At 65.4% G+C, this 11461-nt stretch carries 6 protein-coding genes and 2 pseudogenes; 4 read left to right on the top strand and 4 right to left on the bottom strand.

Annotation, left to right across the window (positions count from 1 at the left end):
• Nucleotides 1–224 precede the first annotated feature (224 nt).
• Both metK (FHU35_RS15090) and FHU35_RS15095 read right to left on the bottom strand, forming a co-directional pair.
• Nucleotides 225–1427: a methionine adenosyltransferase gene (gene metK / locus FHU35_RS15090; RefSeq protein ID WP_145739774.1), complete on the bottom strand. Its 1203-nt coding sequence runs from the start codon at nt 1425–1427 to the stop codon at nt 225–227.
• A 74-nt stretch (nt 1428–1501) separates the two neighbouring features.
• Nucleotides 1502–3202: a glycine/sarcosine N-methyltransferase gene (locus FHU35_RS15095; protein ID WP_145739777.1), complete on the bottom strand. Its 1701-nt coding sequence runs from the start codon at nt 3200–3202 to the stop codon at nt 1502–1504.
• A 999-nt stretch (nt 3203–4201) separates the two neighbouring features.
• Between FHU35_RS15095 and FHU35_RS15100 the strand changes: the two genes are divergently transcribed.
• Together FHU35_RS15100 and FHU35_RS29305 are read left to right on the top strand one after the other, a co-directional pair.
• Nucleotides 4202–5944, top strand: coding sequence for a glycoside hydrolase family 2 protein (locus tag FHU35_RS15100; RefSeq protein ID WP_145740091.1), 1743 nt, complete (start codon nt 4202–4204; stop codon nt 5942–5944).
• Nucleotides 5945–5952: 8 nt separating this feature from the next.
• On the top strand, nt 5953–6234 hold the full coding sequence (locus FHU35_RS29305; protein ID WP_186459423.1) for a hypothetical protein: 282 nt from the start codon (nt 5953–5955) through the stop codon (nt 6232–6234).
• On the opposite strand, the gene FHU35_RS15110 is transcribed toward FHU35_RS29305, so the two are convergent.
• Nucleotides 6204–6485, bottom strand: a complete 282-nt coding sequence (locus tag FHU35_RS15110) for a hypothetical protein (RefSeq protein WP_145739779.1) — start codon at nt 6483–6485, stop codon at nt 6204–6206. The two genes, FHU35_RS29305 and FHU35_RS15110, sit on opposite strands and share 31 nt — an antisense overlap.
• Before the next feature lie 106 nt (nt 6486–6591).
• Nucleotides 6592–7749: pseudogene (locus FHU35_RS15115) on the bottom strand (glycoside hydrolase family 2 protein); the annotation flags it as partial.
• A 999-nt stretch (nt 7750–8748) separates the two neighbouring features.
• On the opposite strand from FHU35_RS15115, the gene FHU35_RS15120 reads away from it, so the two are divergent.
• Together FHU35_RS15120 and metK (FHU35_RS15125) are read left to right on the top strand one after the other, a co-directional pair.
• Nucleotides 8749–10449: a glycine/sarcosine N-methyltransferase gene (locus FHU35_RS15120; RefSeq protein ID WP_145739777.1), complete on the top strand. Its 1701-nt coding sequence runs from the start codon at nt 8749–8751 to the stop codon at nt 10447–10449.
• 137 nt (nt 10450–10586) lie between these two features.
• A pseudogene (metK, locus tag FHU35_RS15125) lies at nt 10587–11461 on the top strand (methionine adenosyltransferase); the annotation flags it as partial.

An 11461-nucleotide genomic window follows, 5' to 3' on the forward strand; every position in this document is an offset into this window, starting at 1 on the left:
CTTCGTCGGTCGTGCCCCGTGGACACGGGTGAACGGCGTCCGGTCCTGGCTGAGCTGAGCCGCTCGCCGGACCGCCAGCAGCACGCGCCGGCGCGGGAGGTGGTCTCCTGCGAGGGCGCCTCGGCCCGTGCACCGAAGTGCACCGGCCGGGGCGCCCTGAGCAGGAGGACCGCCTGGGTCCCGCAGCTGGCGCCACCGCGTGCGCCGTTCTGCGTGATTCCGCCTTACAGGCCGGCAGCGCTCTTCAGGGCCGCTGCGCGGTCGGTGTTCTCCCACGGCAGGTCGACGTCGTTGCGCCCGAAGTGACCGTATGCCGCGGTCGGCGCGTAGATGGGCCGAAGGAGGTCGAGGTCACGAACGATCGCGCCGGGGCGCAGGTCGAAGACCTCGTTGATGGCGGCCTGGATCTTGACCGGGTCGACGTTCTCGGTGCCGAAGGTCTCCACGAACAGCCCGACCGGGGCGGCCTTGCCGATCGCGTAGGCGACCTGGACCTCGATGCGACCGGCCAGGCCCGCGGCGACCGCGTTCTTGGCCACCCAGCGCATGGCGTAGGCCGCGGAGCGGTCCACCTTCGACGGGTCCTTGCCGGAGAAGGCACCGCCACCGTGGCGGGCCATGCCGCCGTAGGTGTCGACGATGATCTTCCGGCCGGTCAGTCCCGCGTCACCCATGGGGCCACCGAGCACGAAGCGACCGGTGGGGTTGGTCAGCACGCGAGCGTCGGAGGCGTCCAGACCGGCACGCTCCAGCTCCGGAGCGATGACGTGCTTCTGGATGTCGCCGACCAGCTGGCCGTCGAGGTCGATCTCCTCGGCGTGCTGGGTCGACAGCACGACCGTGTCCAGGCGAACGGCCTGGTCACCGGCGTACTCGACGGTGACCTGGGTCTTGCCGTCGGCACGCAGGTACGGCAGCGTGCCGTCCTTGCGGACGTTGGTCAGCCGGCGGGACATGCGGTGTGCCAGCGTGATCGGCAGCGGCGCCAGCTCATCGGTGTCGTTGCAGGCGTAGCCGAACATGAGGCCCTGGTCGCCGGCGCCCTGCTTGGCGATCTCGTCCTCGCTGCCCTCGACGCGCTTCTCGTGCGCCTCGTCGACGCCCTGCGCGATGTCCGGGGACTGCTTGCCGATGGCCACGTTGACACCGCAGGTGGTGCCGTCGAAGCCCTTCTCCGAGGAGTCGTAACCGATCTCCAGAATCTTGTCCCGAACCAGGGTCGGGACGTCGATGTTGGCCTTCGTGGTGACCTCGCCGGCAACGTGCACCTGGCCCGTGGTGACCATGGTCTCCACGGCGACGCGCGAAGCCGGGTCCTGGGCCAGCATCGCGTCCAGGATCGAGTCGCTGATCGCGTCGCACATCTTGTCCGGGTGGCCCTCGGTCACCGACTCACTGGTGAACAACCGGCGGTTGATCTCACTCACGACTGCTCCTCACCTCACAAGCTTTGCAGCTTTGATCCTTGCGTACGGTAGTCAGGTTCTTTACCCGGGGGACCTCACACTCGGGCGTGAATGATGCCCCATGCGAGGTTCCCGGCCTTGCCCCCCGACACCCAGTTCTTAAGGCCGGTCTTCATCTTGGTGCGGTAGGCGTCACTGATCTTGTCTGCAAGATCACCCTCTCGGGCTTCCAGCTCCTGCAGAACCCGGCCGTAGTGGAGGGCCAGGTAGTCCGTCAGGTTCTCGAACTCGAAGCTCTGCAGACCCAGGCGGGCGAGCTCGCGGCGGTAGAAGCCGGGCGAGCCCATCGTGTCCAGGCTCAGCCGGTCGAGGATCGGGCCGAGGTCGGCGGTCTTCGCCGTGTCGGCCGCCATCGGGTCGGTGAACAGGAACGACCCGGTCGGCTTGAGGACGCGGGCGACCTCTTCCAGGACGCGCGGGCGGTCACCGCTGTGCAGGATCGCGTCCTGCGACCAGACGATGTCGAAGGCGTTGTCCTGGAACGGGACGTCCTCGAAGGACCCGTCCTTGACCTCGATGAGCTCCTCGAGGCCCTCCGCGCGGTTGAACTCCACGTTGCGCGCGTTCTCCACCTCGGAGAGGTTCAGGCAGGCGACCTTGCAGCCGTAGGTCTTGGCCAGGTAGCGCGCAGCGCCGCCGTAACCGGCACCGATGTCCAGGATGCGGGTATCAGCCGTGATCTCGACCTTGGAGGCCATCCGCTCGACCGTGCGCCGGGAAGCGGTGTCGATGTCCTCGGTCTCCGAGCTGTAGAGGCCGACGTGGATGTCGTTGCCTCCCCAGACGTGGTAGTAGAAGTTGTCCGCGTCCTCGGAGTTGTAGTAGTCGCGGGCGGTGTGCACCGCGGACGAGTAGACGTCGGAAAGATCGTCTTCCTCGACGTACTTCTTCTCCGCGACGTGGATGTAGAAGTCCGGCTCGCCCTCCTGGTAGGTCTCCTGGAAGTCGCCGTAGGTGTCGATCCGCTGGAATCCGACCTCGCGCAGCAGCCGCCGAGCGTAGTTCTTCCGCAGCGGGTACATGTTCAAGAAGAATTCGGACTTGTCCGGGAACGTGTACTTGAACCTCGCCAGACCTTCATCAACATAATCCGGCTCAGCGGAAACGTCCTCGCCCGCGTAGTAATACGTGTGCTTCGAGCTGAATCCGTCATCCAGAATCGAATCGTAATTCCGCTGATCAAGAATCAGGACGCCGTCGTGCTTGAGCATAGCGTAGAACTCGGCGAGAGTCTTGCGACGATCGCGCTCGGAGAACAGGTGCGTGAACGAGTTCCCGAGGCAGATGATCGCATCGTATTCGCCGTGGACGTCACGATTCAGCCAGCGCCAGTCGGCGTGCACGACGCGCAGAATGTGCCCGCCGTACTCGAGCCCGTTCTGGAACGCCTTGGCCAGCATCTGCGGACTCCCGTCCGCCGAAACCGTCTCGAAGCCCTCCTCGAGCAGCCGCACCGAGTGGAACCCGGTTCCCGTGGCCGCGTCCAAGACGGACTTGACACCGCGAGCCTTGAGCTGGTCGATGAAGAAGCTGCCCTCGCTCTCGTAGCGCTTCTTCCAGTCGATCAGATCGTCCCACTTGTCCACGAATCCACCGACGTACTCGTGGGTGTAGTGGTCGGACTCGCGGACTTCCAACGGATTTTCGCCGAACACCTGCTCTTCACGGGCCACAAGATCGGCCGTATCAGGCGAACCACCCTCGTTAGAAGTCAAGTCGTCCACGCTCTTGGCCATTTTCACTCCCACCACTCACGTTGGTCATGCGCCACCCACGCACTTCAGGCATGCGCAAATCCGTGCCCCGAGCATGTCGTCTCGCGGCCGTGCGGGTCGCCACTGCGAAAAAAGGCAACACCTCTGACCGGCGCGGGCAGCCGAGAAAACGCTCAAGGCCGCGACACCAACACCGATCACACTCGGCCAGCACCCTTGCCAACCGGCGCGACGCATTTCCGTGCGTCGCTTAACCAACTTAGGCGAAGGAGATCACGAAGCAAGCGTACGAACGTGTGACTGTAATCACCGCAATGCGATGATTGCGTGATTCGGATTGTCACCCTGGGTGAAAAAATGCGCGACTACCAGGGAATATTCCAGTCGATTTTGCCGCCGATAACGATCACGCCAGTGCGATAAAAATTCAAAAGATGTAGACTGCGCGCGCCTGATATAGCACATCGTTCGCTCTATATCAAGGGTTCCGATCGACAAAGAATTGTTGAAATGCCGATGCGGCGGTTGACTTTTTGCTCTTCGTAACCCTTCCATCGAAGAGCGGAGCACGGATGTTACGGCTTCCACCCCGGAAGCGCCATACCTTTTCTCAAAGTTTCGGTCAACCAGGTGAGGATCGTTGTCACCGCTCCGCGGCGGTGGCGAAGACCTCCCCCGACTGAAGCCGGTCCCCCAGCGGGACGGCGATCCGGCACTCGCGAACCGGACTGATGCGCGCCAGCAGGATGCCGGAGCCCGGCCTCGTTGGCCTTGCCCGGCCGCTCGATGAACGTGATCTTCTGCTCGACCGCGGGGTCGGGCCGCTGCGGCCGGCGGTAGTTACTCCGATGTGCGGGTCCTCGCTCGTCGGCGTTGACTCCTCGTGCGGTTGTGGTCACTGTTGTTGATTACTGGTGATTTTCTTTCGGAATTTCCGGCGTCAAGGAGGACACCGTGTTCCGACCTGTCACGACGATTGCCGCCACCGTCCTGCTCACCTTCTCCGGAGTACCCGCTTCGATGGCCACCGCCGAACAGACCTGGCAGCCCGGGCAGCCACCGCTGACCACACCGTGGACCGACCAGGTCGGCCCGGACAACGCGCTGCCGGAGTACCCGCGACCGCAACTGACCCGAGAACGATGGCTGAACCTCAACGGCCTCTGGGACTACACCGGTGGGGAGAACGCCACCGAGCAGATCCTGGTGCCCTACCCGCCCGAATCAGGGCTCTCCGGGGTGCAGCGGCACGACGACCAGATGCTCTACGAGCGCACCTTCGACGTGCCCGCCGACTGGTCCGGCCAGCGGCTGATCCTGCACTTCGGCGCCGTCGACCAACGCGCGGAGGTCTCGGTCAACGGCCGCCAGGTCGCCGTTCACGAGGGCGGCTACACCGAATTCTCCGCCGACATCACCGACGCCGTGGAACCAGGCGCACCGCAGCGGCTGACGGTCGCCGTCTCCGACGGCAACGAGACCCAGCCCTACCCGGTGGGCAAGCAGCGCAACGATCCCGGCGGCATCCTCTACACCGGCGCCTCCGGCATCTGGCAGACGGTGTGGCTCGAACCCGTCGCCCCGGCGCACGTCACGAAGCTCGACATCACCCCCGACCTCACCGGGTTCGGGATCAACGCGCGGACCGCCGCCGACGACGGCGAGCAGGTCGAGGTCGCGGTGCGCGACGCCGAGGGCACCGAGGTCACCAAGACCACCGGACCGGCCGGTGAGCCGGTGCGCGTGGACGTCCCGCAACCGCACCTGTGGACGCCGGACGACCCGTACCTCTACGACCTGACCGTGCGGCTGCTGGACGCCGGCGGAGCCGTGCTCGACGAGGTCGGCAGCTACACCGGCCTGCGCACGACCGGCCTGGTCAACGACGAGCAGGGCCGGCCGAGGATGGCGCTCAACGGCGAGATCGTGTTCCAGCACGGTCCGCTGGACCAGGGCTTCTGGCCGGACGGCATCTACACCGCACCGACCGACGAGGCGCTGCGCTTCGACCTGGACAAGACCAAGGAACTGGGCTTCAACATGGTCCGCAAGCACGTCAAGGTCGAACCGGCGCGCTGGTACTACTGGGCGGACAAGCTGGGCCTGATGGTGTGGCAGGACATGCCGTCGCTGCCGATCGACCTGGCCATCCCGCCGGAGGACAGCCCGCCGCCGACGGAGGAGATGAAGGCCCACTACCGCACCGAGTGGGTCGACATCATCGACCAGCTGCGCAGCTCGACGTCGATCGTCGCGTGGGTGCCGTTCAACGAGGGCTGGGGCGAGTTCGACACCGCCGAGACCACGGATCTCACCCGCGACACCGACCCGACCCGGCTGATCAACCCCTCCAGCGGAGTGAACTGCTGCTACTCGCTGCCCGACAGCGGTGCCGGGGACATCTACGACGACCACACCTACGTGGGACCGGGCGCCCCGACGGTGAAGGACGGCCGGGCGATCGTGGACGGCGAGTACGGCGGGCTGGGCCTGGCCGAGGAAGGTCACCTCTGGCCCGGCGAACCCAGCGCCTACGAGATGACCGAGAGCCGGGAACAGCTGACCCAGCGCTACGGCGAGGTCAGCGACGAACTCGCGCGCATCATCGGGGCCAACGGCCTGTCGGCGGCGATCTACACCCAGACCACCGACGTGGAGAACGAGGTCAACGGCTTCCTCACGTACGACCGGCAGATCATGAAGCCGGACGTGGCCTCCGTGCGCGCGCACAACACCGCCGCCATCGAGGCGGGAAGCCGGTGAGGAGTCAGATGAGATCAACGCAGATCAACAGACGGGGTGCGCTGCTGGGAGCCGCCGGTGCGGCAGGCGCGATGGCGGCGCTGCCCGGCATCGCGCAGGCCGCGCCCGGTGGTCGCCCGACGGCCAGCGGCCACCTCTACGAGATCGGTGCGGGAAGGAGCCGCGTCGTGGTCGGCGGAGTCGCCGCCTCGATGCTGTCTTGGAAGGTCGACGACCAGGAGATGCTGCTGACCCACGACCCCGACGACGTCGGCGAGGGCTACCAGGGCAAGACGATCCTGCCCTGGTAGCCCTCGCCGACGTCGTCGGGGTCGTGGGTCAGCAGCATCTCCTGGTCGTCGACCTTCCAAGACAGCATCGAGGCGGCGACTCCGCCGACCACGACGCGGCTCCTTCCCGCACCGATCTCGTAGAGGTGGCCGCTGGCCGTCGGGCGACCACGGGCGCGGCTGCGCGATGCCGGGCAGCGCCGCCATCGCGCCTGCCGCCACCGGCGGCTCCCAGCAGCGCAACCCCGTCTGTTGATCTGCGTTGATCTCATCTGACTCCTCACCGGCTTTCCCGCCTCGATGGCGGCGGTGTTGTGCGCGCGCACGGAGGCCACGTCCGGCTCACCCACTCGGTGCGGTAGTGGGCCTTCATCTCCTCGTCGGCGGCGGGCTGTCCTCCGGCGGGATGGCCAGGTCGATCGGCAGCGACGGCATGTCCTGCCACACCATCAGGCCCAGCTTGTCCGCCCAGTAGTACCAGCGCGCCGGTTCGACCTTGACGTGCTTGCGGACCATGTGAAGCCCAGTTCCTTGGTCTTGTCCAGGTCGAAGCGCAGCGCCTCGTCGTGTCGGTGCGGTGTAGATGCCGTTCCGGCCAGAAGCCCTGGTCCAGCGGACCGTGCTGGAACACGATCTCGCCGTTGAGCGCCATCCTCGGCCGGCCCTGCTCGTCGTTGACCAGGCCGGTCGTGCGCAGGCCGGTGTAGCTGCCGACCTCGTCGAGCACGGCTCCGCCGGCGTCCAGCAGCCGCACGGTCAGGTCGTAGAGGTACGGGTCGTCCGGCGTCCACAGGTGCGGTTGCGGGACGTCCACGCGCACGGCTCACCGGCCGGTCCGGTGGTCTTGGTGACCTCGGTGCCCTCGGCGTCGCGCACCGCGACCTCGACCTGCTCGCCGTCGTCGGCGGCGGTCCGCGCGTTGATCCCGAACCCGGTGAGGTCGGGGGTGATGTCGAGCTTCGTGACGTGCGCCGGGGCGACGGGTTCGAGCCACACCGTCTGCCAGATGCCGGAGGCGCCGGTGTAGAGGATGCCGCCGGGATCGTTGCGCTGCTTGCCCACCGGGTAGGGCTGGGTCTCGTTGCCGTCGGAGACGGCGACCGTCAGCCGCTGCGGTGCGCCTGGTTCCACGGCGTCGGTGATGTCGGCGGAGAATTCGGTGTAGCCGCCCTCGTGAACGGCGACCTGGCGGCCGTTGACCGAGACCTCCGCGCGTTGGTCGACGGCGCCGAAGTGCAGGATCAGCCGCTGGCCGGACCAGTCGGCGGGCACGTCGAAGGTGCGCTCGTAGAGCATCTGGTCGTCGTGCCGCTGCACCCCGGAGAGCCCTGATTCGGGCGGGTAGGGCACCAGGATCTGCTCGGTGGCGTTCTCCCCACCGGTGTAGTCCCAGAGGCCGTTGAGGTTCAGCCATCGTTCTCGGGTCAGTTGCGGTCGCGGGTACTCCGGCAGCGCGTTGTCCGGGCCGACCTGGTCGGTCCACGGTGTGGTCAGCGGTGGCTGCCCGGGCTGCCAGGTCTGTTCGGCGGTGGCCATCGAAGCGGGTACTCCGGAGAAGGTGAGCAGGACGGTGGCGGCAATCGTCGTGACAGGTCGGAACACGGTGTCCTCCTTGACGCCGGAAATTCCGAAGAAAATCACCAGTAATCAACAACAGTGACCACAACCGCACGAGGAGTCAACGCCGACGAGCGAGGACCCGCACATCGGAGTAACTACCGCCGGCCGCAGCGGCCCGACCCCGCGGTCGAGCAGAAGATCACGTTCATCGAGCGGCCGGGCAAGGCCAACGAGGCCGGGCTCCGGCATCCTGCTGGCGCGCATCAGTCCGGTTCGCGAGTGCCGGATCGCCGTCCCGCTGGGGGACCGGCTTCAGTCGGGGGAGGTCTTCGCCACCGCCGCGGAGCGGTGACAACGATCCTCACCTGGTTGACCGAAACTTTGAGAAAAGGTATGGCGCTTCCGGGGTGGAAGCCGTAACATCCGTGCTCCGCTCTTCGATGGAAGGGTTACGAAGAGCAAAAAGTCAACCGCCGCATCGGCATTTCAACAATTCTTTGTCGATCGGAACCCTTGATATAGAGCGAACGATGTGCTATATCAGGCGCGCGCAGTCTACATCTTTTGAATTTTTATCGCACTGGCGTGATCGTTATCGGCGGCAAAATCGACTGGAATATTCCCTGGTAGTCGCGCATTTTTTTCACCCAGGGTGACAATCCGAATCACGCAATCATCGCATTGCGGTGATTACAGTCACACGTTCGTACGCTTGCTTCGTGATCTCCTTCGCCTAAGTTGGTTAAGCGACGCACGGAAATGCGTCGCGCCGGTTGGCAAGGGTGCTGGCCGAGTGTGATCGGTGTTGGTGTCGCGGCCTTGAGCGTTTTCTCGGCTGCCCGCGCCGGTCAGAGGTGTTGCCTTTTTTCGCAGTGGCGACCCGCACGGCCGCGAGACGACATGCTCGGGGCACGGATTTGCGCATGCCTGAAGTGCGTGGGTGGCGCATGACCAACGTGAGTGGTGGGAGTGAAAATGGCCAAGAGCGTGGACGACTTGACTTCTAACGAGGGTGGTTCGCCTGATACGGCCGATCTTGTGGCCCGTGAAGAGCAGGTGTTCGGCGAAAATCCGTTGGAAGTCCGCGAGTCCGACCACTACACCCACGAGTACGTCGGTGGATTCGTGGACAAGTGGGACGATCTGATCGACTGGAAGAAGCGCTACGAGAGCGAGGGCAGCTTCTTCATCGACCAGCTCAAGGCTCGCGGTGTCAAGTCCGTCTTGGACGCGGCCACGGGAACCGGGTTCCACTCGGTGCGGCTGCTCGAGGAGGGCTTCGAGACGGTTTCGGCGGACGGGAGTCCGCAGATGCTGGCCAAGGCGTTCCAGAACGGGCTCGAGTACGGCGGGCACATTCTGCGCGTCGTGCACGCCGACTGGCGCTGGCTGAATCGTGACGTCCACGGCGAATACGATGCGATCATCTGCCTCGGGAACTCGTTCACGCACCTGTTCTCCGAGCGCGATCGTCGCAAGACTCTCGCCGAGTTCTACGCTATGCTCAAGCACGACGGCGTCCTGATTCTTGATCAGCGGAATTACGATTCGATTCTGGATGACGGATTCAGCTCGAAGCACACGTATTACTACGCGGGCGAGGACGTTTCCGCTGAGCCGGATTATGTTGATGAAGGTCTGGCGAGGTTCAAGTACACGTTCCCGGACAAGTCCGAATTCTTCTTGAACATGTACCCGCTGCGGAAGAACTACGCTCGGCGGCTGCTGCGCGAGGTCGGATTCCAGCGGATCGACACCTACGGCGACTTCCAGGAGACCTACCAGGAGGGCGAGCCGGACTTCTACATCCACGTCGCGGAGAAGAAGTACGTCGAGGAAGACGATCTTTCCGACGTCTACTCGTCCGCGGTGCACACCGCCCGCGACTACTACAACTCCGAGGACGCGGACAACTTCTACTACCACGTCTGGGGAGGCAACGACATCCACGTCGGCCTCTACAGCTCGGAGACCGAGGACATCGACACCGCTTCCCGGCGCACGGTCGAGCGGATGGCCTCCAAGGTCGAGATCACGGCTGATACCCGCATCCTGGACATCGGTGCCGGTTACGGCGGCGCTGCGCGCTACCTGGCCAAGACCTACGGCTGCAAGGTCGCCTGCCTGAACCTCTCCGAGGTGGAGAACGCGCGCAACGTGGAGTTCAACCGCGCGGAGGGCCTCGAGGAGCTCATCGAGGTCAAGGACGGGTCCTTCGAGGACGTCCCGTTCCAGGACAACGCCTTCGACATCGTCTGGTCGCAGGACGCGATCCTGCACAGCGGTGACCGCCCGCGCGTCCTGGAAGAGGTCGCCCGCGTCCTCAAGCCGACCGGGTCGTTCCTGTTCACCGACCCGATGGCGGCCGACACGGCGAAGACCGCCGACCTCGGCCCGATCCTCGACCGGCTGAGCCTGGACACGATGGGCTCGCCCGGCTTCTACCGCCGCGAGCTCGCCCGCCTGGGTCTGCAGAGCTTCGAGTTCGAGAACCTGACGGACTACCTGGCCCTCCACTACGGCCGGGTTCTGCAGGAGCTGGAAGCCCGAGAGGGTGATCTTGCAGACAAGATCAGTGACGCCTACCGCACCAAGATGAAGACCGGCCTTAAGAACTGGGTGTCGGGGGGCAAGGCCGGGAACCTCGCATGGGGCATCATTCACGCCCGAGTGTGAGGTCCCCCGGGTAAAGAACCTGACTACCGTACGCAAGGATCAAAGCTGCAAAGCTTGTGAGGTGAGGAGCAGTCGTGAGTGAGATCAACCGCCGGTTGTTCACCAGTGAGTCGGTGACCGAGGGCCACCCGGACAAGATGTGCGACGCGATCAGCGACTCGATCCTGGACGCGATGCTGGCCCAGGACCCGGCTTCGCGCGTCGCCGTGGAGACCATGGTCACCACGGGCCAGGTGCACGTTGCCGGCGAGGTCACCACGAAGGCCAACATCGACGTCCCGACCCTGGTTCGGGACAAGATTCTGGAGATCGGTTACGACTCCTCGGAGAAGGGCTTCGACGGCACCACCTGCGGTGTCAACGTGGCCATCGGCAAGCAGTCCCCGGACATCGCGCAGGGCGTCGACGAGGCGCACGAGAAGCGCGTCGAGGGCAGCGAGGACGAGATCGCCAAGCAGGGCGCCGGCGACCAGGGCCTCATGTTCGGCTACGCCTGCAACGACACCGATGAGCTGGCGCCGCTGCCGATCACGCTGGCACACCGCATGTCCCGCCGGCTGACCAACGTCCGCAAGGACGGCACGCTGCCGTACCTGCGTGCCGACGGCAAGACCCAGGTCACCGTCGAGTACGCCGGTGACCAGGCCGTTCGCCCTGGACACGGTCGTGCTGTCGACCCAGCACGCCGAGGAGATCGACCTCGACGGCCAGCTGGTCGGCGACATCCAGAAGCACGTCATCGCTCCGGAGCTGGAGCGTGCCGGTCTGGACGCCTCCGACGCTCGCGTGCTGACCAACCCCACCGGTCGCTTCGTGCTCGGTGGCCCCATGGGTGACGCGGGACTGACCGGCCGGAAGATCATCGTCGACACCTACGGCGGCATGGCCCGCCACGGTGGCGGTGCCTTCTCCGGCAAGGACCCGTCGAAGGTGGACCGCTCCGCGGCCTACGCCATGCGCTGGGTGGCCAAGAACGCGGTCGCCGCGGGCCTGGCCGGTCGCATCGAGGTCA

Origin of the sequence: Saccharopolyspora dendranthemae, assembly GCF_007829955.1 — a bacterium.
GTDB classification, from domain to species: domain Bacteria; phylum Actinomycetota; class Actinomycetes; order Mycobacteriales; family Pseudonocardiaceae; genus Saccharopolyspora; species Saccharopolyspora dendranthemae.

Coding starts and splice junctions, on each gene's coding strand:
- FHU35_RS15095 (WP_145739777.1), bottom strand. CDS start 3,202: ATGGCCAAGAGCGTGGACGACTTGACTTCTAACGAGGGTGGTTCGCCT.
- FHU35_RS15100 (WP_145740091.1), top strand. CDS start 4,202: ATGGCCACCGCCGAACAGACCTGGCAGCCCGGGCAGCCACCGCTGACC.
- FHU35_RS29305 (WP_186459423.1), top strand. CDS start 5,953: ATGAGATCAACGCAGATCAACAGACGGGGTGCGCTGCTGGGAGCCGCC.
- FHU35_RS15110 (WP_145739779.1), bottom strand. CDS start 6,485: ATGAGATCAACGCAGATCAACAGACGGGGTTGCGCTGCTGGGAGCCGC.
- FHU35_RS15120 (WP_145739777.1), top strand. CDS start 8,749: ATGGCCAAGAGCGTGGACGACTTGACTTCTAACGAGGGTGGTTCGCCT.